Origin of the sequence: Spirillospora sp. NPDC048911, from assembly GCF_043198015.1 — a bacterium.
Taxonomy (GTDB): Bacteria; Actinomycetota; Actinomycetes; order Streptosporangiales; family Streptosporangiaceae; genus Spirillospora.
This window is the reverse complement of the sequence record NZ_JBICUD010000007.1, coordinates 432,094-452,755: the sequence shown is the minus strand read 5'-3', so window position 1 is coordinate 452,755 and position 20,662 is coordinate 432,094. Positions and strand designations below refer to the sequence as shown.

The window sequence follows — 20,662 nt, the reverse complement described above, 5'->3', positions numbered from 1 at the left end:
GGGCCGTGGTGATCAAGGAGAGGGACGAGTGCGGATTCCCAAGCGCGTCAACGCGGCTCTCGACTGGGCGGAGAAGCACTTCGGCGCACTCGCGGTGGTCGTCACCCTGGTGGCCGCGGCGGCGGCCGCGCTGCTGGCACCGCCGGTCATCGGCCTGCCCGCGGCGGGCCTCATCATCGGGCTCGCGATCGGCGGGTTCGCGGTGCACATGCGCATGGTCAAGCGGATCGCCCGGGTCCGGGCCGAGGTCGACGACCTGCTGCGCGAGAACGGGGCGCTGCGGCACCGCAACACCGTGCTCAGCAGCGGCGTGATCACTCGCGAGTCGCAGGTGACCCAGGCGCTCGTCGCCATCCCCGAGGAACCGCCCGAGGACGACCCGCTGCGCACGGCGCAGCTTCCGGGGATCCCCGACGAGGCCGGCGGCCCCGGCCACCGGACCCAGCCGGTCGACGACGCCCGGCCCGCGAACGACGGCGCTCCCTCGACCGGTGGGGCTCCCCCGGCCGGGCGGCCCGCGAACGAGACCCGGTCCCCCAACCGGACTCAGCCGCTCGACGACGACCTCCTTGAGGCCCTCCAGCCGGAGAGCAAGGACGACGGCGACGGCGCGGCCAAGTCCGGGAAGTCCCTGGAGACCGGCGGCAACAAGACCGTGAGCACCGGCGGCAACAAGACCGTCGGCTACAAGCCGGGCGGCGCCAAGCCCGGCGGGAACAAGCCGGGCGGCGCCAAGCGCGCGGGTGGCAAGAGCGCGGGTGGCAAGAGCGGCGCCGGCAAGCCCGCCGGCCCCAAGGCCCGGGCCTCGGGCAACCCCAAGGGCCCCCACGCCTGACCGTCCGTCCCGGAACCGGCCGGCCTGTAGCGCACCGGCACAGCGACGCCTGCCTCAGATCTTGAGGTGGGCGTTTTCGCTGTGCGGGTTCGCCTGCGCGGGCGACCGACCAGCCTAGGGCACCCGCACGCGGACGCTCGATGCACCAAGAGGGTTACACAGGGTAATGGGAAGGTAAGGCTACTGTCATATTGCGATCAACTGACTACGCTATGTAACGTCACGGGGAGTGAGGGTGAAGCGATGAAAGGGGCGTTCGGCCCGGAAACTCCGGCGCCCTTCAGGTGGCTCCCTTTAATTCGCCTTTCCTGAGCTCGGCCTTCTCGGGGCAGTACGAAGATACCGATCGGTGGTGTGTGGATCGTGACGGACCAGCAACTGAGTCTCAGCACGTCGGCGGCGCGCAATCTCGCGACGACGACCAAGTCCGTTCCCCAGATGCAGGGCATCTCCTCGAGATGGCTGCTCAAGATCCTGCCCTGGGTGCAGGCGGCCGGCGGCGCCTACCGCGTCAACCGGCGGCTGACCTACACGGCCGGCGACGGGGTCGTCACGTTCGTCAACACCGGCGCCGACATCCAGGTCATCCCGCATGAGCTGTGCGAGCTGCCCCCACTGCGCGGCTTCGGCGACGAGGACGTGCTGACGGCGCTCGCCGACCGGTTCGAGCAGCGCGAGTACGGCCCCGGCGAGACGATCGTCGAGGCGGGCGCGCCCATGGACCGTGTCTACCTGATCGCGCACGGCAAGCTGGGCGGGGTCGGGACGGGCGAGTACGGCGACGAGAACGAGCTGGGAGTGCTCGCCGACGGCTCCTTCTTCGGCCACGAGGCATTGGCCGAATCGAGCCGCGAATGGCCTTGTTCGCTTCGCACGATGACGTCCTGCACGTTGCTCGTGATGCTCACGGCGCAATTCCGTGAGGTGGTCGACCGTTCCGACGAATTGCGGGCCCACCTGGAGGAGTTCCGCAGCCGCCCTGAGGGCCCCCAGAATCCGGAGGGTGAGGCCGCCATCGAGGTCGCGGCCGGGCACACGGGCGAGCCCGACCTGCCGGGCACGTTCGTCGACTACGAGCCCGCGCCGCGCGAGTACGAGCTCAGCGTGGCGCAGACCGTCCTGCGCGTCCACACCCGCGTCGCCGACATCTACAACGAGCCGATGGACCAGGTCGAGCAGCAGCTCCGGCTGACCATCGAGGCGCTGCGCGAGCGCCAGGAGAGCGAGCTCGTCAACAACCGCGACTTCGGGCTGCTGCACAACGCCGATCTGTCCCAGCGCATCTACACCCGCACCGGCCCGCCGACCCCGGACGACATGGACGAACTGCTGTGCAAGGTCTGGAAGGACCCGTCGTTCTTCCTCGCCCACCCGCGGACGATCGCCGCGTTCGGTCGCGAGTGCAACAGTCGCGGTGTCTACCCCGACTCGGTCGAGGTCCAGGGGCATCGGCTGCCCGCCTGGCGCGGCATCCCCATCTACCCGTGCAACAAGATCCCGATCAGCTCGACCCGCACCAGCTCGATTCTGCTGATGCGCACCGGCGAGTCCGCGCAGGGCGTGATCGGCCTGCACCAGACGGGCATCCCGGACGAGTTCCAGCCGAGCCTGTCGGTGCGGTTCATGGGCGTCGACGAGAAGGCGCTCATCTCGTACCTGGTCAGCGCCTACTACTCCGTGGCCGTCCTCGTCCCGGACGCGCTCGCCGTCCTCGACAGCGTCGAGATCGCCCGCGGCGGCGACCGTGCCTGAGGCCGGCCGCACGCAGGGTTCCGCGCGGCCGCTGAGCCTCGGCACGGCGGCGGCGCGCAACCTCGCGACCACCACCAAGTCCGTCCCGCAGATGCAGGCGATCTCGCCGCGCTGGCTGCTGCGGATGCTTCCCTGGGTGCAGGCGAAGGGCGCCTACCGGGTCAACCGGCGGCTGACCTACCAGCTCGGCGACGGGCGCATGACGTTCATGGCGACCGGCGTCGACGTGCGGGTGGTGCCGCAGGAGCTGAGGGAGCTGCCGCCGCTGCGCGGCCTCGACGACGACGCGGCGCTGGCGGCGCTGGCCGATCGCTTCGTCCAGCGCGAGTACGAGCCGGGCGAGCTGCTCGTGCGGGCCGGGGGGCCCGCGGACGAGGTCGTCCTGATCGCCCATGGCAAGGCCGCCAAGCTGGGGCGGGGGGAGTACGGCGACGACACCCAGCTCGCGGTGCTGGCCGGCGGCGAGTTCGTCGGCGCCCAGGTGCTGGCCGATCCGGCCGGCGACGACCCGCCGGCCTGGGAGTTCGGCCTCAAGGCGCTCACCCCGTGCACGGTGCTGGTACTGCCGCGCGAGGCGGTCGGCGAGCTCACCGACCGCATCGAGACGCTGAGCGCGCACCTGGAGGCGGTCCGGTCGGCTCCCGTCCAGCCGAGCAACCGGCAGGGCGAGGCGGCGATCGAGCTGGCGGCCGGGCACGAGGGCGAAACGGAGCTCCCGGGCACGTTCGTCGACTACGAGGCCGCGCCACGGGAGTACGAGCTCAGCGTCACGCAGACCCTCCTGCGCGTCCACACCCGCGTCGCCGACATCTACAACGGCCCGATGAACCAGCTGGAGCAGCAGCTCCGGCTGACCATCGAGGCGGTGCGCGAGCGGCAGGAGGAGGAGCTCCTCACCAACCGCGAGTTCGGTCTCCTCCACAACGCCGACCTCAAACACCGCGTCCAGACGCTCGGCGGCCCGCCGACCCCCGACGACATGGACGACCTGCTCTGCCGGCGCCGCGGCACGAGGTTCTTCCTCGCCCATCCGCGCACCATCGCCGCGTTCGGCCGCGAGTGCACCCGGCGCGGGCTCTACCCGGCCACGGCCGAGCTGGACGGGCGGCGCGTGCACGCCTGGCGCGGCGTGCCGTTCCTGCCGAGCGACAAGGTGCCGATCAGCCGCACCGGCACCACGTCGATCCTGGCGATGCGCACCGGCGAGCAGGACAGCGGTGTCATCGGCCTGCATCGCACGGGGATCCCCGACGAGGTCCGGCCGAGCCTGTCGGTCCGGTTCACCGGGATCGACGAGAAGGCGATCATGTCGTACCTCGTCAGCGCCTACTACTCCGCAGCAGTACTGGTTCCGGACGCCCTCGGCATCCTCGAGAATGTGGAGATCGGACGACGATGACCGCCGCACAGGAGCAGACCGTGTCCGCCCGCACCGCGCCGGAGGTGCTGGCCTGGAGCCGCTGCCTGATCGAGCCGGCGCTCCGCGACGCGACCGCCGAGCTGCCCGCCGCGATGCGGCGCATCGCCGCCTACCACTTCGGCTGGGAGGACGAGGAGGGCAGGCCGACCCGGTCGGGCGGCGGCAAGACCATCCGCCCGGCGCTGACGCTCCTCGCGGCCGAGGCGGTCGGCGGCGCCGCCGCCACCGCGATGCCGGCGGCCCTCGCGGTGGAGCTCGCGCACAACTTCTCGCTCCTGCACGACGACGTGATGGACGGCGACCACACCCGCCGGCACCGCGCGACCGCCTGGCGCGTCTTCGGTGCCAACTCCGCGATCCTGGCGGGCGACGCCCTGCTGGCGTTCGCGTTCGAGATCCTCGCCGCCGACGCCCATCCCGCCGCGCTGCTCGCCATCGCCGACCTCTCGCGCGCCGTCGTGCAGGTCGTGGAGGGCCAGAGCCTCGACATGGAGTTCGAGCGCCGCAGTGACGTCGTCCTCCCCGAATGCGTCGACATGGCCCAGCGCAAGACCGCCGCCCTCCTGGGCGCGGCCTGCGCGCTGGGCGCCACCTACGGCGCGGGCACCCCCGACCAGGTCGACCGGCTGCGGCGCTTCGGCGAGCGTCTCGGGCTGGCCTTCCAGCTCGTCGACGACCTCCTCGGCATCTGGGGCGACCCGGCCGTCACCGGCAAGCCCGTCCACTCCGACCTCTTCAACCGCAAGAAGTCCCTGCCCGTCGTCGCCGCGCTGACCTCCGGCACGCCCGCCGGGGCCGAGCTGGCCATGCTCTATCACCGGAGCCGCCCTCTGTCCGAGGACGAGGCGGCCCTGGCGGCGGGCCTCATCGAGGTCGCGGGCGGCCGTTCCTGGACGGTCCGCCGGGCCGAGGAGGTTCTCGCCGGGGCCCTCACCGAGCTGGACGCGGCCGTCCCCGTCCTCCAGGCCGGCGCCGAGCTCCGTGCCCTCGCCCGCCTGGTGACCCGCCGCGACCACTGACCCGGATCGTTCTCGTGCTGGGTACCCCCGCCTCCGCCGGTCCAGGAGATCCCGCGCCGGCCGCCCTCCCGCTCCAGCCGGGCGATCCCCGGCGGCTGGGCGCCCACCGGCTGCTCGGCCGGCTCGGCGAGGGCGGGCAGGGCGTGGTCTTTCTCGGCCGTTCGGAGGTCACCGGCGAGCACGTCGCGGTGAAGCTCTTCCATGTCCCGGCCGAGAACGATCTCGGCGGGCTCGACACGTTCGGTCAGGAGCTCGAGGTGGTCAGGCAGGTCGCCCGCTTCTGCACCGCCCAGGTCCTCGACTGGGGGACGCTGGGCGACCGGCGCTTCATCGTGAGCGAGTACGTCGACGGGCCGCCGCTCTCCCGGGTCGTCGCCCGCGAGGGGCCGCGGTCGGGCAGCGCCCTCGACCGGCTCGCGATCGCCACCGCGACGGCGCTGGTCGCGCTGCACGACGCCGGGGTGGTGCACTGCGACCTCAAGCCGCAGAACGTGCTGCTCGGCACCGACGGCCCGAGAGTGATCGACTTCGGTATCGCGCGTGCCCTCGGCGAGGCGCAGGCCGTCACCGGCCGGATCGTGGGCACGCCCGCCTACATGGCGCCCGAACAGCTCGAACCCGGCGAGCTCGGCCCGCCGGTCGACGTGTTCGCCTGGGCGTCGACGATGGTGTTCTCCGCGACCGGGCTGCCCCCGTTCGGCTACGAGTCCGTTCCGGTCGTGCTCGACCGGATCGCCCACCACGAGCCGGATCTCGGCGGCGTCGAGGAGCCGTTGCGCGACCTGCTCGCCGCCTGCCTCGCCAAGAATCCGGCGCTCCGCCCGACCGCGCGGCAGGTGCTCGACCGGCTGGTCAGCCCGGCGGGCGGCACGGGCGGCACGGCCGTCACGGAAGGCGCATGACCATTTTTATCGATCATTTGTTCGAGTAAAGTGGTGGATCGTGCAGACCGAACGGGCGGGCCAGGCTCGCGATCATGTGCCGTTCCTGTGTCCGCACGGGCATCGGCTGGAGCCCGGGCGCGTCATCGTCGGCTGGTCCCCGTGCGTGTGCCCGCCGTGCGCCGAGCGGGGCAGGGGGCTGTGGGGTCATCGCACGTATCTGTGCCTGGCCTGCAAGGACGAGCATGTGACCACCATGTGCTACCTGCCCTACCACGTGCCCACCGAGGGTCCCGGCTATCGCTGGCCGTGACGCGCGGGCCGGCGTCAATAGGGGAGCGTGCGCCCTGAGGGTGTTCGCGTGTCGAGCGCGTCATGGCGGTAGCGGCGGGTGCCGGGGCGCCGGCGGATCTGAACGCGGCCCTGGCTCCGGCTCTGACCTTGGCTCTGGCTCTTCATGGCGTTCTCCTTTTCGCGTACCCCAACGATGACCGCCCCCGGACCGTCGTACATCGGTCCGGGGGCGGCATTCGGCCTCGGTCTTTCGGAGCAGTCCCCGCGCCGGGCCGTACCTCCTCAGCGGTAGAGCGACTGCCAGAACTCGTAGCCGTGGTCGGCCGAGAAGTTCATCGGCCGCACGCCGCCCGTGCCGGGCGCCAGGCTCTGCGCGGTGTCGCCGCTGGTCGGACGCCAGCGCGGCGAGCCGGGGCCGTTCGGGTCGCCCGTCCGGGCGAAGCGCGTCCAGTAGCGGGTCATCTGGCCGGCGAGTCGCTCCTGCGGGGGAGAGAGCCGCCGCCCGGCGAAGTAGTCGGTGTCGAACTGGTACTGCAACTCGGCGGCGTGGAAGGCCCCGACGGGGAAGGTCGGCTCGGGTGCGCCCGCCACCCAGGGGGCCTTGCCGTCGGCGAACTCGTAGGCGTACGTGGGCACCTGCCCGGCGAGCGTGCGGCTGACATCGCCCACCGAACGCGCGAAGTTGGCGTCGGTGACGACCGCGGACCAGGCCTCGCTCAGCGAGCCGTAGTTCGCGGCCGGGTAGCGGGCCAGCACCTTCGGCGCCTTGTCCTCGCCGACGTACGCGACGACCCGCTGGGCGTACTCGGCCTCGTCCTTCATCGGGGGCACCCCGTAGATCTGCTGTGCGGCCTCGAACGTCCGGTACTCGTGGCGCGTCATGCCGTGCATCACCGGGACCTTGTTGAACCGTCCGGTGGCCATCGCCTTCGCCGGCGACAGCGGGAGGACGCCGCCGCCCCCGTACACCGGTGAGAATCCGTAGTCCGACTTCGTCAGAAGCTTCTCGGCCGGAAGATCGCGCAGGCACGTCGCCGCGGTGGCCGGGTCGGCGCAGCCGAGGTCGGCGGCCACCGACAACCCCTGCTTCTCCGCGGCCGCGCGTGGCCGTGGCAACCAGTGACCGGCCTGGCTGACCGAGCCGTCCCACTCGGGCCAGTTCATGACCGTGCACGGCCCGCTCTGGACGATCGCCCGCTGGAAGAGCCCGGCGGCCGCCGGCGAGGTCAGCTGGGAGCAGGCGCTGACGCCGCCCGCCGACTCGCCGAAGACGGTGACGTTCCGGGGATCGCCGCCGAACGCGGTGGCGTTGCGCTGCACCCAGCGGAGCGCGGCCTGCTGGTCCTCCAGCCCGAAGTTGCCCGACCGCTTCGTCGCCGTTCCCCCGTCGAGCGCCGGATGGCCGAGGAAGCCGAACAGCCCGAGCCGGTAGTTGACCGTCACGACGACCACGTCGCCGCGCCTCACCAGGTCGTACGGCCGGTAGAGCGCACCGGAGCCGTTCCGGAATCCGCTGCCGTGGATCCACACCATGACCGGAAGTTTCGCGGCCCGCCGCGGGCTGGTGACGTTGACGAACAGGCAGTCCTCGCTGATGCTGCGCTTCTCGCCGAAGATCCCCTCGTTCTGCGCGCACGAGGCGCCGGGTCGCGTCGCGTCCCGGACGCCGTTCCACGCCTGGGCCGGACGCGGCGAGCCCCATCTGTACTCACCCACCGGCGGCGCGGCGTAAGGGATCCCCTGGAACTCCCGGACGCCTTCGGTCACCTTGCCGCGCACCGCGCCCTTGTCGGTCACGACGAGCGAGCCACCCGCCGCCTCGGCGCTCGCCGAGGCGGGCCCGGCCAGCCCGGCCGCGATCAGTCCCGCTCCGGCGGTCACGGCGAGCGCCGCACCCAGTGCCCGCCGACTGCTCCTGCTGTTGCCCATGACGCTCTCTTTTCGTTGGAGTGGCTTGCCTCCAACGATCTCGGCGCGCGGCCCAGGGCTCACTGGTCCTGTCTCCAGGGTGCGAGTGGACTTTCCTCTACTTCCTGGCGGGGGCCCGGGGCTCAGGCGGACCAGGAGGGGGACCGGCCGAGGTGCGTGAGGATGCGGTCGAGCGGACTCTCCTCGATGGCGGGAAGGGCGGGCTTGAAAGCGGCGCCGGGCTGGCGGAACTGCTCGTCGTCCGGGACCGAGAGGGCGACCTTGAGGGCGTGCTCGGCCAGGTCGCCGGCGAGTTCGTAGGGCAGGCCGAGCGCCCGGGCCATGTCCCAGCCGTGGACGACGTAGTCGATGAAATGGAAGCTCATCGCCATCGGAGCGGGGAACGTGTTGCCGTCGAACTCGGCGAGGGTGAACTTCCCTTCGAGCGCGCCCGGCTCGGCGAAGGCGGCGATGACGTCTTCCGCGGCGTCATCGTAGGCCCGCACCGGGTCGGCGGCGAGCGGCCGGACGGCCCAGACGGCGAGATCGCCGCCCTTCCCGCGGGCGGCGGCCGCGAAGCCGTGGTGCTGGACGGTCATGTGCGCGAGGAGATCGCTCACCGTCCACCCCTCGCAGGGGGTGGGACGGCCGAGGTCGGCGGTGGTGAGCGTGGAGACGATCTCCACGCTGGTCTGGACGGCCTGCCGGTCGAGATCACGGATGTCGGTCATGCTCAAACAGTAAGCGCCTGCACATCATATGCACAAGCTTATTATTGATCCGGGCGTATCTTGAGGCCCGTGAACGACGAACGACCTGATCTGGCGGCGATGCTGGTCCCGCTCGGGCGCACCCTGATGGCGATCGAAGAGCCGGTGCTGAAGGCCCATGACGTGTCGATGTGGGCCTACGTGGTGCTGAACGCCTTGGACGAACGACCCGTCCGCAACCAGAGCGCGCTCGCCCAGGCCATCGGCGCCGACAAGACCCGCATCATCGGCGACCTGGACGCCCTGCAGGCGCGCGGGCTGATCCGCCGCGAGCCCGACCCGGCCGACCGGCGCGCCCACCTGCTCTCCCTCACGCCGGAGGGACGGCAGGTGCGGAACGCGATCCGGACGGGGATCCAGGAACGCGAGAACCGGCTGCTCGACCGCCTGCCCGAGGACGACCGCCACGCGTTCCTGCGGGCCTTGCAGACCCTTCACACCATCCCGCGCGACGAGATCCTCCGCGAGCCGTGAACCGGAGCGTCCTGCCGCCGAGGCCATGCCGAGCCAGGCCGGTGAGTTTTCGTCTTCGGGGTCTGTACGTTGCGATGACCGATATGAGGAGGCAGGGCGTGGGATTCTCCAAGGCGGGGCTCGACCGCATGCACGACGTGCTCGCGGGCCATGTGGAACGCGGCGCGGCGCCGGGCCTGGTCTCGGTGGTGTGCCGCCATGGCGAGGCGCACGTGGATCCGATCGGCGCGCAGGCGGTCGGCGGCGCCCCCATGCGCGCCGACGCGATCTTCCGCATCACGTCGATGACCAAGCCGGTGACCGCGGTCGCCACGTTGATCCTGGCGGAGGAGTGCCTGGTCCGGCTCGACGAGCCGGTCGACCGGCTGCTCCCCGAACTGGCCGGCCGGCGGGTGCTCCGGACCGTCGACGGCCCGCTCGACGACACCGTCCCGGCGCATCGCCCGATCACCGTGCGGGACCTGCTCACGTTCCGGATGGGGTTCGGCCTGCTCCTCGGCCCCGGCACGGACCCGATCTCGCGGGCGGCGGCCGAGCTGCGGCTCAACGTCGGCCCGCCCGTTCCGGCGATCCCGCACACGCCGGACGAGTGGCTGCGCCGCCTCGGCACGCTCCCGCTCATGGCCCAGCCGGGCGAGCGCTGGATCTACAACACCGGCTCGCACGTCCTGGGCGTCCTCATCGCCCGCGCCTCCGGTCAGCCGCTGGAGACGTTCCTTCGTGAACGCGTCTTCGAGCCCCTCGGCATGAAGGACACCGGTTTCCACGTACCGGCGGACAAGGCCGGCCGCTTCGCCGCTCCGTACGAGGAGGGGCTCGTCCCGCACGACGACGGCGGCCAGTGGCTGGCCCCGCCGGTCTTCCCCGACGGGGCCGCCGGGCTGGTCTCGACCGCCGCCGACTACCTGGCGTTCTCGCAGATGTTGCTCAACAAGGGCGAGCGCATCCTGTCGCGGCTCTCGGTCGAGGCCATGACGACCGACCAGCTGACTCCCGCGCAGAAGGCGGTGTCCGACTTCGCCGGGCTCTGGGACACCCGCGGCTGGGGTTTCGGCGTCTCCGTCGTCACCAAGCGCGACGGCATCTCCGCGGTGCCGGGCCGGTACGGCTGGGACGGCGGCTACGGGACCTCCTGGAGCGCCGACCCGGCCGAGGACATGTCCGCCATCCTCATGACCCAGCGACTCGGGTTCCCCGCCGCCGTCCCGCTCCAGCAGGACTTCTGGACCACCGCCTACGCCGCCATCGCCGATTAGCCCCGGCCCGGCTACTCGTTCTCGGGGCGGACGAAGGTGCGGTTGCGCGCGTACCGGCGGAACCCCACCGACATGTACGTGGCGCGCGCCGACGGGTAGGCGTCGTCGCCGCGAGCGCAGACCCGCGCGGTCTCGGCGCCCAGGTCGCGGGCGGTGCGGAGGGCCCCGAGGATCGCGGCGCTCGCGAGCCCGAGCCTGCGGTGGCCGGGATCGGTGCCGACCGGTTCGAGGATCGCGACCTTGTTGCGCTCGTCCAGCCAGACCAGGCAGAACGCGGCGGGCGTGCCGCCGGGCGCGGTCACGAACCAGTCGAGCTCGCGCCGGTAGGGCCAGGCGCGCATGACGTTGCGGTAGCTCTCGGTGGTGACCTTGGAGGGCGGCCCGCCGGGGAGGGTGAACGCGGCGCGGTGCACGGCCACGCGGGCCTCGGCGTCGTCCTCGGACCGTACGTGGCGGAGCGTGTAGCCGTCGGGGACCGCGGGTTCGGGGATCGGGTCGGCGAGCGAGCGCCCCAGGTGGAGGAAGAACGGCCCCTCGGTCCGTTCCTGGTAGCCGTGGCGGAGGAGGGCCTCGATCATGGCCGTCTCGTCGTCCAGGACCGTGACCGTCCGGCCGCCGGTCTCGGCGAACCACGTCAGGATCTCGTCCGCGAGCTCGGGGTGGGCGGGGTCGAGCTGGAGGTCGAGCGAGCCGTCGGGCAGGTTCGCCCAGGCCCAGGCGGCCGTCCGTCCGTCTCGTTCCCACCGGGCGGTTCGGATCTTGGCCTCGTAGCCGGTGTGCTGGAACCAGATCCAGGCCATGTCACCGATGTGCCAGCGGGAGGGCCAGAGGCGCTGCGTCAGCTCCTGCATCTCGCGCAACATCAGCCGACCATATCTGGATCTTCGCGGGACTAAATGCCCTCATCCGGTCAATACCGGGGCGATTTGCGTAAAGGGTGCAACACTCAAGGTAACGCGTCATCGTCCTCAGGGGGTGGACATGCTCGCCTTCGACTTTCCACGGGTCATCCGGCCCGCCGTTCCCAGGCGCCTCATCCGCACGTCCGACGGCGACACCCCGGTGGTGGAGCAGCCGATCCGCATGGTGTCGGTCGACACCCCGGAGAAGGCGGGGTACGCGGGGGTGCCGGCGACCGCCCAGCTCAAGCTCGACCGGACCCGGACCCGGCTCACCGACGGCACGTTCGAGCATCTGATCCCGGCGGGCCTGCGGGAGCATCTGCTGTCGCGGCTGACCCCGCACGCGGCCGAAGATCACATCACCGCCGGCAACCGGGCCAGCGCGTTCTTCGAGGCGCTCCAGGAGCGCAGGCTCACCACGCCCGGGGGCACCCGCCGCCGCACCGCGGTGATCCCCACCGGCGAGCTCATCGACCGGTACGGGCGGCTGCTGGCGTACATCGCGCCGTGGTTCGCCGGGAAGGGCGACCCGGTGCCGCCGCGGGACCATCCTGACCGGCGCACGTTCAACCTGGACATGGTCGCCGCGGGCTGGGGCGCGATGTTCCTCATCTACCCGTCCATCCCGCGCGACCCGGACCTGAAGGTGCTCGTCCAGGACGCGGAGACGGCGTGGAACGAGCGGCGCGGCGCGTGGGCCGACTTCGGCGAGCGGCTCCTGCTGGCCTACGAGTACCGCGCCTGCATCAAGCTCGGTGACCAGAAGCTTCCCGATCCGGCCGCAGCGGTGAAGGACGCGTACCAGCGGATCTGCGTGGACCTGCGGGATCTGCGCATGGTGGGGGAGTTCGGCTACCACGAGGTGCCGCCCCATCGCCGCCTGTGGATCTGGAAGGACGACCTCAACCAGGCCCGCGAGGACCTCAAGCTGCCCGACTAGGCCGCCCGCGACAAGGGCCTGGAACAGCTGAAGCCCGCCCGGTGCGACCGGACGGGCTTCAGGAACACCCGATTACTCCGAGTCGCCTTCGACCTTGGCCGAGACGGCTGCGGTGGACTGGTCGTCCTGCGCCGGTTCCTGGTCCACGTGACGGGACGGCCAGGCGTCGAGCTGGGTACGGCGGGGGTTGGCCAGAGAGTCGCTCATTTTCGGTGCTGTCCTCCTGCTGCGGCCTACGCGGCCGAAGAAAATCCCAAAGCGGCTGTCACGCCGCGGTAGGGAGAGATCTTCTCCGATACCCCTCCCCTGTTCGCAACATGGTCTATACCTCTTGGTCACAGGCAGGTTGGTCAGTGGCGGGGTCGCCGCTCTTGTGCCGCTGGTAGTAGCGGGCCACCCGCGCCCGGTTGCCGCAGCGGGCGGGGGAGCACCAGCGGCGGCGCGGATGGGCGGGCAGGAAGACCATCACGCAGTCATCGGCCTCGCATTGGCGCACCCTGCCGAACGAGGGATCGGTCAGCAGCTCGGCGGCGGCCTCGGCCAGGATCGCCGCCAGCCGGGTGCCCAGGGGGCCTTCACGGCGGCCGAGGGCGCCGGCGGCCTGCTCCTGATGGCGACGTTGCACGACGACCCCGTGGCCTGCGGAGCTTTGAAGCTGGGCCCGGACGCCACCGCGAAGATCAAGCGCATGTGGGTGTCGCCGTCCGTTCGCGGACTGGGCCTCGGCCGCCGGCTCCTCGCGGAGCTGGAGGCGCGGGCCGCGGCGCACACGGGGCCCGGGTCGTGCGCCTGGAGACCCACCGGGCGCTCACCGAGGCGATCGGCCTCTACCGCGCGTCCGGCTATCGCCAGGTGGACGTTTTCAGTGACGATCCGTACGCCGACCACTGGTTCGAGAAGGCGCTGGCAAGCGCGCACGAGCGGACCTAGAGACACGAGCGGACCTGGAGACAGGCATGGCCGCCGTGATCGGCCTGGTGCGCGATCACGGCGGCCTCGCGGTCACTTCAGGTGGTAGCGGGCTGTGCCGCCGTCAGAGCTTGCGAGCTGGAAGCCCGCCTTTTCGAGTACGCGGACGGAGGGCGGGTTGGAGAGCTCCACATTCGCGTAGACGGTGTGGACGTCCGGTTCAGTGAGGGCGTGGTCTGCCAGCGCGCGGGTCGCCTCGGCGGCGTAGCCCCGGCCCCTGCGGGACGGGACGACGCCGTATCCGATCTCGACGGCCCCGTCGGCGGGCGGCCAGAAGAGCCCGATCGAGCCGACGACGAGGCCGCTGGCGCGTTCGATGATCTGGCTCTGCCCGAGGGTCTCGGGGTGCTCGGCGAGGATGCCGGCGATGACGCCGTCGCCTTCGGCGGGGAAGTCATCGGCCCAGTGGGCGCAGCGGGTGCGCCGGGTGACGGCGGTGATGTCGCCGGCCGGCCACGGGCGCAGGACGAGGCGTTCGGTGTTCATGTGGAGCTCCTGGTCGTTCAGGGACGACCGGGCCGTGAGGCCCGGACAAGGGCATGCTGATGACGGCTCCTGGCAGCCATATTCATCAACCTCCCCTGTCCGAGTGGCGATGCTAGTGATCGCCGGGCTGGGCGGGCAACTTGGGAGTGGCGCGCATGCCCACGTAGACGCACTGGGTGCCGTCCGTGAGCGTGGAGAAGACCACGGGCATGTAGTCCTCGCTGAACGACGGGCCCGCGCCGGAGGCGGCGAAGACGGTGTCGGAGACCGGGGTCAGCTCCATGTCGAGGGGCGGGGAGAGGTCCTTCATGCCGTCCACGAACTCGTAGAGCATGCGCGCCCTGCCGTCGCGCTCGCTGACGGTGATGACGACGCCTTCGCGCTTGTACGTGCCGAGGTGCGGGGTGATGTCGACAGCGATGGGGGGCGTCGCGGGGCCGAAGGGTTCGGGCATGCGGACTCCGGCCAGGTCGTGCAGCAGTTCGCGGAAGAGGTCGGCGTAGAGCTGGCGTGCTCCGCCGCCGTTGGTCAGCAGGACGACGGCCACGCCCGCCTGGGGGACGACGCGCAGGTAGCCGTACTGGCCGATCGCGGCTCCGTCGTGGCCACAGCCGACGATGCCGTCCCAGTCGTAGAGCACCCAGCCGAGGGCCTGGCCGTCGGCGCTGACCGTCCACTTGTCGGGGACGTCGACTTCGCGGCGCTGCATCTCCTTGGTGGCCGAGGGAGACATGACGACGGTGCCGTCAGGGGCCTTGCCTTCGTTCAGGTGCATCTGGGCGAGCCGCACCACGTCGCCGGCCGAGACGATGACCCGGCCGTAAGGGCCTGCCGAGCGGGGCATCATGTCCCAGATCGGCGCCGGGTCTGGGTCTTCGCCGGGCTCGCCGAGGTGGCTCATGGCCACCGGGTACCGCAGGGCCTCTTCGGGGAGCGTCATGGTGCGTTCGAGGCCGAGGGGCGTCACCAGCATGTCGTGGATCGCCTCGTCCCAGGTCTTCCCGGTCAGGACCTCGATGATCCGGCCCAGCACGACGTAGCCGACGCTGCCGTAGGAGACGGCCGTTCCGGGCGGGCAGTCCAGCGCCACGTCGCGGGCCGCCTCCACGTACTTGGCGAGGCAGTCGTCGCCGCGGCCGGTGTCGTGGGTGAAGTCGTTGGTCAGGCCGCCGGTGTGCGAGAGCAGCTGGCGGGTCGTGATGACCTTGGTGGCCTCGGGGTCGGGCGTGGCGAACTCGGGGAGCACCTCCACCACCGGGGCGTCCAGGTCGAGCAGGCCCTGGTCGGCGAGCCGCATGATCAGGGTGGCCGTGTAGATCTTGGCGATCGAGCCGGACAGGAAGACCGAGTCGGTGGTCACCTTGGCGCCGGTGGCCCGGTGCAGGACTCCGCTGGCCAGCTCGTGGATCTTCCCGTCGACCAGGACGGCCAGCTGGGCGCCGGGGACGTGGTGGGCCGCGCGCAGCTCGTCCAGCCGTGCCCGCCAGCGGTCGAGCGAGAAGTCCCGGCCGGTGGAGGTGCGGGTGCCCCACGTGCCCTCGGCCGTCCAGTTGCCGCTCTGGTCCCAGGTCTCCGTCATGATCTCGCTCCTTGCATACGTTGTTCCGTGTTGCGAACACTGTACGCATGAGGGATTGTGTACGCAAGTGCGTACGCTGTTTGCGGGAATCAGGCCAGGCCGGCGTCGTGGGCCAGGAGCGCGATCTGCGTCCGGTTGTCGAGGCCGAGCTTGGTGAGCACCGAGGAGACGTGCGCCTTCACCGTGGCCACGCTCATGAAAAGCTCGGCGGCGATCTCGGCGTTGGAACACCCCCGGGCCACGGCGAGGACCACCTCGTTCTCGCGCGGGCTGAGCGCGGCGAGCGCCGCCCGCGCCCGTTCGAACGCGTCGGCCTGCGTGGCGGCGCGGTCCATCAGCCGCCGGGTGACCTGCGGGGACAGGATCGGGTCGCCGGCCGCGACGCGGCGGACGGCGGTGACGATCTCGGCGGGCGGGGTGTCCTTGAGCAGGAAGCCGCCGGCGCCCGCGCGCAGCGCGTGCAGGATGTTCTCGTCGCTGTCGAACGTGGTGAGCACGATGACGTCGGGCGGATCGTGGCGGCCCCGGAGCCTGCGGGTGGCGGTGATGCCGTCCACGCGCGGCATCCGCAGATCCATGAGGACGACGTCCGGGGCGTGCAGGTCGGCGGCGGCGGGCACCTCGTCGCCGTCGGCGGCCTGGCCCACCACGACGATGCCGTGGATGCCGTCGAGCATCATCGACAGCCCGGCGCGCACGAGCGCGTCGTCGTCCACGATGAGCACGCGCACCTCGGGCGGATCGGGGCTCACGCGGGCCATGGTAGCCAGGCGCGCAGGCGGAACTCGCCGCCGGCCGCCTCGTGGTCGAGCCGCCCGCCGGCCAGCCGCACCCGTTCGGTCAGGCCGACCAGGCCGGTGCCGGAGCCGGGCACCGCGGGCCCCGCGCCCGGGTCGGCGGGCAGCGGGTTACGGACGTCGATCACGAGGCGGTCGCCGGGACGTCCCGTGAGCGTCAGGTGGACGGGGCGGTCCGCGGCGTGCTTGCGCGCGTTCGTCAGTGCCTCCTGGACGACGCGGTACGCGGTCCGGCCGGCGGCGGCCGGGAGGGTCGACGGCTCGGCCACTTCGTCGCGCAAGTCCACCCGCGTCCCGGCGTCGCGCGACTCCTCGACCAGGCGCGGGATGTCGGCCAGGACGGGCTGCGGGCGCGAGCCGGCGTCCTCCTCGTCGTCCCGCAGCAGGATGATCACGTCGCGGAGCTCGTCGAGGGCCTGGTGCGCGCCGGTCCGGATCACCCCGGCGGCGCGGGCGAGCTGCTCGGGCGGGGCGTCCGGCCGGTACTCCAGCGCCCCCGCGTACGTGGCCAGCAGCGACAGCCGGTGGGCGAGCACGTCGTGCATCTCGCGGGCGATCCGGGTCCGTTCGAGCATCCGGGCCTCGGCGACCCGCCGTCCCTGCTCGGCCTCGGCGCGGCGCGCCCGCTCACGCAACGACTCCAGGAGCGCCCGGCGGGACCGGGCCAGCGCGCCCCAGCCGACCAGCGCCCCGTACGCGGCGGTGATCAGGATCAGCCACCAGCCGTAGGAGATGCCGGAGGTGGGCCGCCACCACCCCTGCACCGCGTGCGCCGCGACGCCCGTCGCGGCCACCGCGACCGCGACCGGGAGGCGGCGGCACCGCGCGACGTGGAGCGCGCCCAGCGTGGCGGGTGGCGTGGCGGCACCCGACAGGCATGCCAGGACGCTCAGCGCCAGTGCGCCTTGGACGGGCCACCGCAGCAGAACGGGCAGGAGGGCACAGGCCGCGATGCCGACGGTGATGTCGAGCCACAGGGGACCGCCCCCCGTGACATGCCTGCTCACGGTCGTCGCCACGACCAGGGCGCCGACCGCGACCATGCCGATGATCGCCCGCGCGTCGCTGACCTTGCTGTTCACCGGGTCACAGTAACTCCGGACCGGCCGCCGCCGCCCCCTACGAAAGTCGGTATCGACCTCGACCGCGGACGGATCACGCGCAGCCGCGCGCCCGATGTGCCGCCGGTCCCGCGGCGGCGACGCTGTGCCCATGAACGCACCCATCGGTTACCTGATCCCCGTGGTGCTCGGCGCGCTGGGCACGCTGTTCGCCCTGGCGCCGGTGCGGCGGCCGCGTCCCCTCGCCGGCCTGAGCTACTACCTCGGCCTGGCCGTGAACGAGCTTCCGTTCTTCGTGGCCGTCTACTGGCTGGGAGCTCCGACGGCGCTGGCGTTCGCCCAGGGCGACATCGACTCGGCGGGCGGCTGGGCGGCCGTCGCGCTGGCCGCCGTGACCGTATCCGGGCTCGCCGTCGTCGCTCAGCGCGCGCGGGGCGAAAGGGACAGGATCGAGCGCGCCATGGCCGAAGGGCTGGGCACCGGCTGGCGTGCCGCCATCGACGCCGACCTCGCTGAAGGACTGCGGCGCCGCCCTCCGCTGGCACGCATCCTGCTTCTGCCCGTCTTCCGGCGCCGCCGGGACGTCCGGCGGGTGGCGGGCCTCGCCTACGGCGACGCGGGCCGCCGCAACCTGCTCGACGTCTACCACCACCGCGCACGCCCGTCCGGCGCGCCCGTCCTGATCCATGTGCACGGCGGCGGCTACTCCGGAGGCCGCAAGAACAGCCAGTCGCTCCCGCTGATCTACCGGCTCGCCGGCCGCGGCTGGGTGTGCGTCAGCGCCAACTACCGGCTCCGGCCCGAGTTCCAGCATCCGGACCATCTGATCGACCTCAAGAAGGTCATCGCCTGGGTGCGCGAGCACGCTCACGAGTACGGCGCCGATCCGGCGACGCTGTTCGTCGCGGGCAGTTCGGCGGGCGGGCACATGGCGGCCCTGGCCGCGCTCACCCGGAGCGACCCCGCCTTCCAGCCCGGCTTCGAGGACGCCGACACCTCGGTCACCGGCGCCATCTGCCTGAACTCCTGGTACCGCTCCTACTACGACCAGGGCCCCGAGTCCGCGCCGGGCTCGCACATCACGGCGGACGCGCCGCCCTTCTTCCTGGCACACGGCGACAAGGACACGCTCGTGCCCGTGGAGCATGCCCGGCACTTCGCCGGCCAGCTGCGCCGGAACTCGGCCGCCCCCGTCGTCTACGCCGAGCTGAAGGGCGGGCACCACGCCTTCGACCTGTTCCACTCGCTCCGCTTCGAAGCCGTCGTCGACGCGGTCGAGGCCTTCACCGCCCGGGTCGCCGGGCGGGCGGCCGCCGGGCGGGCGGCCGCCCCGGCGGCGGAAGATCGGATGGCGTACGCTCGCGCGCATGTCGGAGTGCCACTGCATCCTGTGCGAGGACCACGGCGAGCTGGATGACATCGACCGCTCGATGATCGAGAACGTCCGGACGCACGGCTGGGGCGTGATGAACATCGCGGCGGACGAGGCCGGGCCCGGATGGTCGTTCAGCGTGGGGCTCTGGCACAGCCACCGGTCGCCGGAGCTGGCGATGTTCGGGCTCGGCATGGACGTGACGGAGGCCGTGATCAACCACCTCGGCCGGGAGATCGCCTGCGGGCGGGCGGCCGAGGACGGGCAGGAGCGGCACGGGCTCATCAGGGACTATCCGATCGTCCTCAAGCGGGTCGACCCCGGCTGGTACCGCACGTTCTTCGGAACCGCGATGGCCTTCTACCAGCGGCCGCCGCTGCCGGTGGTGCAGCTGGTGTGGCCTGATCGGGACGGCCGGTTCCCGTGGGACGCGGAGACCGCCGACGGGTACCAGGAAGCGCAGCCGCAGGCCTGGCTGGCCCGCGACGCGCATCCGGCCGGGGTGTGGCTCGAGTCGTGATCGGGCTCCGGATCACTGCTGTGGTCGCGGGCGGGGGAGGAAGGCGATCAGTGCCGTGCCCACCGCGGTGATGGCGGCCGCGACCAGGAAGGCCGTGGCGTAGCCCGCGGCGAGGTCGGAGCCCGACTTCGCCGCCGCGGTCGCGAGGATGGTGAGGCCGATGGCGCCGCCGATCGTCCGCGAGGTGTTGACGATGCCCGCGACCGCTCCCGCCTCGTCGGCCGAGGCGCCGGTGGTGGACGCCTCGACGAGCGGCGTCATCAGCAGTCCGAAGCCGACGGCCATGGTGACGCCCGGGCCGAGGAGCGAGCCGAGGAACGTGCCGTCCGCGTGCAGGACCGCGCTCTGCCAGGCGAAGCCGCCCGCCGCGAGCAGGCCGCCGAACGCGGCGAGGAGCCGGGCGTCCATGCGGTTCATCAGCGTCGGGGCGAGCTTGGAGCCGATGATGATGCCGATCGTGTGGGGCAGGAAGGACAGGCCCGTGCGCACCGCGCTGTAGTGCAGGACGTTCTGCATGTAGAGCGACAGGAAGTACCAGAGGGCGAACCCGCCGAGCATGCTGACCATCGTGGCGAGGTTGCCGACCGCGACGCTGCGCAGGCGGAAGAGCCGCAGCGGGACGAGCGGCTGCGCCGTGCGGGCCTCGACCGCGACGAAGGCGGCCAGCGCGGCCAGCCCGGCCACGAGCGGGACGAGCGAGTCGGCCGACGTCCAGCCGTAGGTCTCCGTGCGGGTGATGCCGAAGTTGAGCAGCGCCACCCCGGCGGTGACGAGCACGGCGCCGGGCACGTCGAGGCGCGGCCGGCCGGTGGTGTCGCGCCCGCCGCGCAGCCACACCGCGGCGACGGCCGTCACGGCGATGCCGATCGGCACGTTGATCAGCAGGACCCAGCGCCAGTCGAGGTAGTCGGTCAGCAGCCCGCCGACCAGGCCGCCCGCCGCGCCACCGGCGGTGCCGACGGCGGTCCAGGTGGCGATGGCCCTCGTCCGGGCCGGACCGGCCGGGAACGTGCTGGTGATCAAGGACAGCGTGACGGGGGCGAGGATCGCGGCGCCGAGGCCCTGGGCGGCGCGGGCGGCGATCAGCGTTCCGGCGTCCTGCGCGAGCCCGCCCGCGAGGCTGGCGACGGTGAAGACGCCGAGGCCCGCGATGAAGATCCGCTTGCGGCCGAAGAGGTCGGCGGCGCGGCCGCCCAGGAGGAGGAAGCCGGCGAACGCGAGCGAGTAGGCGTTGACGACCCATTGCAGGCCGGTGGCGCCGAGCCCCAGGCCGCTGCGCATGCCGGGCAGCGCCACGTTGACGACGGAGATGTCCAGGACGACGAGGAACTGCCCGATGCTCGCGGCGAGGAGCGCCGCCCACGCCGGTGTGGCGGGAGCCGGTGCGGCCTTGTGCGGTGGGGCCTTCTGCGCGGTGGTCATGACGT

General features: G+C 72.1%; 23 protein-coding genes and 1 pseudogene. 13 read left to right on the top strand and 11 right to left on the bottom strand.

Annotated elements, in window-relative coordinates:
- The first annotated feature begins 28 nt into the window (after positions 1-28).
- The 6 genes from ACGFNU_RS31680 (at position 29) to ACGFNU_RS31655 (ending at position 6,220) form a co-directional block, all read left to right on the top strand.
- Positions 29-835 (top strand): hypothetical protein, encoded by an 807-nt coding sequence (locus ACGFNU_RS31680; protein WP_392599532.1) that lies wholly within the window; start codon positions 29-31, stop codon positions 833-835.
- Between the two features lie 363 nt (positions 836-1,198).
- Positions 1,199-2,587 carry a family 2B encapsulin nanocompartment shell protein gene (locus ACGFNU_RS31675; RefSeq protein WP_392599530.1) on the top strand — a complete coding sequence of 463 codons (1,389 nt, stop codon included), beginning with the start codon at positions 1,199-1,201 and terminating at the stop codon, positions 2,585-2,587.
- The gene (locus ACGFNU_RS31670; RefSeq protein ID WP_392599528.1) at positions 2,580-3,986 is read left to right on the top strand and encodes a family 2B encapsulin nanocompartment shell protein; all 1,407 of its coding nucleotides are present in this window, start codon (positions 2,580-2,582) and stop codon (positions 3,984-3,986) included. The genes ACGFNU_RS31675 and ACGFNU_RS31670 overlap by 8 nt, the downstream gene beginning before the upstream one ends.
- Positions 3,983-5,026, top strand: coding sequence for a family 2 encapsulin nanocompartment cargo protein polyprenyl transferase (locus ACGFNU_RS31665; RefSeq protein ID WP_392599527.1), 1,044 nt, complete (start codon positions 3,983-3,985; stop codon positions 5,024-5,026). The genes ACGFNU_RS31670 and ACGFNU_RS31665 overlap by 4 nt, the downstream gene beginning before the upstream one ends.
- Positions 5,027-5,040: 14 nt before the next feature.
- Positions 5,041-5,928 carry a serine/threonine-protein kinase gene (locus tag ACGFNU_RS31660; RefSeq protein WP_392599525.1) on the top strand — a complete coding sequence of 296 codons (888 nt, stop codon included), beginning with the start codon at positions 5,041-5,043 and terminating at the stop codon, positions 5,926-5,928.
- A 40-nt stretch (positions 5,929-5,968) separates the two neighbouring features.
- A complete protein-coding gene (locus ACGFNU_RS31655; protein WP_392599524.1) occupies positions 5,969-6,220 on the top strand; it encodes a hypothetical protein in 252 nt (83 codons plus the stop codon).
- A 14-nt stretch (positions 6,221-6,234) separates the two neighbouring features.
- Here the strand turns inward: ACGFNU_RS31655 and ACGFNU_RS31650 are convergent, their stop codons facing one another.
- The 3 genes from ACGFNU_RS31650 to ACGFNU_RS31640 form a co-directional block, all read right to left on the bottom strand.
- Positions 6,235-6,366, bottom strand: a complete 132-nt coding sequence (locus ACGFNU_RS31650) for a hypothetical protein (protein ID WP_392599522.1) — start codon at positions 6,364-6,366, stop codon at positions 6,235-6,237.
- A 117-nt stretch (positions 6,367-6,483) separates the two neighbouring features.
- Complete coding sequence (locus tag ACGFNU_RS31645) at positions 6,484-8,130, bottom strand: carboxylesterase/lipase family protein (protein ID WP_392599521.1); 1,647 nt, start codon at positions 8,128-8,130, stop codon at positions 6,484-6,486.
- Between the two features lie 122 nt (positions 8,131-8,252).
- A complete protein-coding gene (locus ACGFNU_RS31640) occupies positions 8,253-8,840 on the bottom strand; it encodes a TIGR03086 family metal-binding protein (RefSeq protein ID WP_392599519.1) in 588 nt (195 codons plus the stop codon).
- A 69-nt stretch (positions 8,841-8,909) separates the two neighbouring features.
- Here ACGFNU_RS31640 and ACGFNU_RS31635 point away from each other — a divergent pair, with 69 nt between their 5' ends.
- The gene (locus tag ACGFNU_RS31635) at positions 8,910-9,353 is read left to right on the top strand and encodes a MarR family winged helix-turn-helix transcriptional regulator (protein WP_392599517.1); all 444 of its coding nucleotides are present in this window, start codon (positions 8,910-8,912) and stop codon (positions 9,351-9,353) included.
- Positions 9,354-9,451: 98 nt separating this feature from the next.
- Entirely contained in the window at positions 9,452-10,609 is a 1,158-nt protein-coding gene (locus tag ACGFNU_RS31630) for a serine hydrolase domain-containing protein (RefSeq protein ID WP_392599515.1), read from the top strand.
- An 11-nt stretch (positions 10,610-10,620) separates the two neighbouring features.
- Here ACGFNU_RS31630 and ACGFNU_RS31625 read toward each other — a convergent pair whose 3' ends face one another.
- The gene (locus ACGFNU_RS31625; protein ID WP_392599513.1) at positions 10,621-11,472 is read right to left on the bottom strand and encodes a GNAT family N-acetyltransferase; all 852 of its coding nucleotides are present in this window, start codon (positions 11,470-11,472) and stop codon (positions 10,621-10,623) included.
- A gap of 118 nt (positions 11,473-11,590) precedes the next feature.
- Here ACGFNU_RS31625 and ACGFNU_RS31620 point away from each other — a divergent pair, with 118 nt between their 5' ends.
- Entirely contained in the window at positions 11,591-12,451 is an 861-nt protein-coding gene (locus ACGFNU_RS31620; protein ID WP_392599512.1) for a thermonuclease family protein, read from the top strand.
- A gap of 72 nt (positions 12,452-12,523) precedes the next feature.
- Here the strand turns inward: ACGFNU_RS31620 and ACGFNU_RS31615 are convergent, their stop codons facing one another.
- A complete protein-coding gene (locus ACGFNU_RS31615; protein ID WP_392599510.1) occupies positions 12,524-12,658 on the bottom strand; it encodes a hypothetical protein in 135 nt (44 codons plus the stop codon).
- Positions 12,659-12,773: 115 nt separating this feature from the next.
- The gene (locus ACGFNU_RS31610; protein ID WP_392599508.1) at positions 12,774-13,076 is read right to left on the bottom strand and encodes a CGNR zinc finger domain-containing protein; all 303 of its coding nucleotides are present in this window, start codon (positions 13,074-13,076) and stop codon (positions 12,774-12,776) included.
- Between ACGFNU_RS31610 and ACGFNU_RS31605 the strand changes: the two are divergent.
- Both ACGFNU_RS31605 and ACGFNU_RS31600 read left to right on the top strand, forming a co-directional pair.
- Positions 13,062-13,160 (top strand): annotated as a pseudogene (locus ACGFNU_RS31605) (hypothetical protein); the annotation flags it as partial. The gene ACGFNU_RS31610 and the pseudogene ACGFNU_RS31605 overlap by 15 nt on opposite strands.
- Before the next feature lie 74 nt (positions 13,161-13,234).
- Entirely contained in the window at positions 13,235-13,381 is a 147-nt protein-coding gene (locus tag ACGFNU_RS31600) for a hypothetical protein (RefSeq protein WP_392599760.1), read from the top strand.
- 72 nt (positions 13,382-13,453) lie between these two features.
- Here the strand turns inward: ACGFNU_RS31600 and ACGFNU_RS31595 are convergent, their stop codons facing one another.
- From ACGFNU_RS31595 to ACGFNU_RS31580, 4 genes are all read right to left on the bottom strand, one after another.
- The gene (locus ACGFNU_RS31595; protein ID WP_392599506.1) at positions 13,454-13,906 is read right to left on the bottom strand and encodes a GNAT family N-acetyltransferase; all 453 of its coding nucleotides are present in this window, start codon (positions 13,904-13,906) and stop codon (positions 13,454-13,456) included.
- A gap of 112 nt (positions 13,907-14,018) precedes the next feature.
- A complete protein-coding gene (locus tag ACGFNU_RS31590; RefSeq protein WP_392599504.1) occupies positions 14,019-15,485 on the bottom strand; it encodes a serine hydrolase domain-containing protein in 1,467 nt (488 codons plus the stop codon).
- An 89-nt stretch (positions 15,486-15,574) separates the two neighbouring features.
- Entirely contained in the window at positions 15,575-16,246 is a 672-nt protein-coding gene (locus ACGFNU_RS31585) for a response regulator (RefSeq protein WP_392599502.1), read from the bottom strand.
- A complete protein-coding gene (locus ACGFNU_RS31580) occupies positions 16,234-17,364 on the bottom strand; it encodes a sensor histidine kinase (RefSeq protein ID WP_392599500.1) in 1,131 nt (376 codons plus the stop codon). The genes ACGFNU_RS31585 and ACGFNU_RS31580 overlap by 13 nt, the downstream gene beginning before the upstream one ends.
- Before the next feature lie 130 nt (positions 17,365-17,494).
- Here ACGFNU_RS31580 and ACGFNU_RS31575 point away from each other — a divergent pair, with 130 nt between their 5' ends.
- Entirely contained in the window at positions 17,495-18,760 is a 1,266-nt protein-coding gene (locus ACGFNU_RS31575; protein WP_392599498.1) for an alpha/beta hydrolase, read from the top strand.
- Positions 18,711-19,235, top strand: coding sequence for a DUF4262 domain-containing protein (locus ACGFNU_RS31570; RefSeq protein ID WP_392599496.1), 525 nt, complete (start codon positions 18,711-18,713; stop codon positions 19,233-19,235). Before ACGFNU_RS31575 ends, ACGFNU_RS31570 begins: the two co-directional genes overlap by 50 nt.
- A gap of 12 nt (positions 19,236-19,247) precedes the next feature.
- Here the strand turns inward: ACGFNU_RS31570 and ACGFNU_RS31565 are convergent, their stop codons facing one another.
- Positions 19,248-20,657 carry an MFS transporter gene (locus ACGFNU_RS31565; RefSeq protein WP_392599494.1) on the bottom strand — a complete coding sequence of 470 codons (1,410 nt, stop codon included), beginning with the start codon at positions 20,655-20,657 and terminating at the stop codon, positions 19,248-19,250.
- Between the last annotated feature and the right edge of the window lie 5 nt (positions 20,658-20,662).

Coding starts and splice junctions, on each gene's coding strand:
- ACGFNU_RS31665 (WP_392599527.1), top strand. CDS start 3,983: ATGACCGCCGCACAGGAGCAGACCGTGTCCGCCCGCACCGCGCCGGAG.
- ACGFNU_RS31650 (WP_392599522.1), bottom strand. CDS start 6,366: ATGAAGAGCCAGAGCCAAGGTCAGAGCCGGAGCCAGGGCCGCGTTCAG.
- ACGFNU_RS31645 (WP_392599521.1), bottom strand. CDS start 8,130: ATGGGCAACAGCAGGAGCAGTCGGCGGGCACTGGGTGCGGCGCTCGCC.
- ACGFNU_RS31640 (WP_392599519.1), bottom strand. CDS start 8,840: ATGACCGACATCCGTGATCTCGACCGGCAGGCCGTCCAGACCAGCGTG.
- ACGFNU_RS31625 (WP_392599513.1), bottom strand. CDS start 11,472: ATGTTGCGCGAGATGCAGGAGCTGACGCAGCGCCTCTGGCCCTCCCGC.
- ACGFNU_RS31620 (WP_392599512.1), top strand. CDS start 11,591: ATGCTCGCCTTCGACTTTCCACGGGTCATCCGGCCCGCCGTTCCCAGG.
- ACGFNU_RS31615 (WP_392599510.1), bottom strand. CDS start 12,658: ATGAGCGACTCTCTGGCCAACCCCCGCCGTACCCAGCTCGACGCCTGG.
- ACGFNU_RS31595 (WP_392599506.1), bottom strand. CDS start 13,906: ATGAACACCGAACGCCTCGTCCTGCGCCCGTGGCCGGCCGGCGACATC.
- ACGFNU_RS31590 (WP_392599504.1), bottom strand. CDS start 15,485: ATGACGGAGACCTGGGACCAGAGCGGCAACTGGACGGCCGAGGGCACG.
- ACGFNU_RS31585 (WP_392599502.1), bottom strand. CDS start 16,246: ATGGCCCGCGTGAGCCCCGATCCGCCCGAGGTGCGCGTGCTCATCGTG.
- ACGFNU_RS31575 (WP_392599498.1), top strand. CDS start 17,495: ATGAACGCACCCATCGGTTACCTGATCCCCGTGGTGCTCGGCGCGCTG.
- ACGFNU_RS31570 (WP_392599496.1), top strand. CDS start 18,711: ATGTCGGAGTGCCACTGCATCCTGTGCGAGGACCACGGCGAGCTGGAT.
- ACGFNU_RS31565 (WP_392599494.1), bottom strand. CDS start 20,657: ATGACCACCGCGCAGAAGGCCCCACCGCACAAGGCCGCACCGGCTCCC.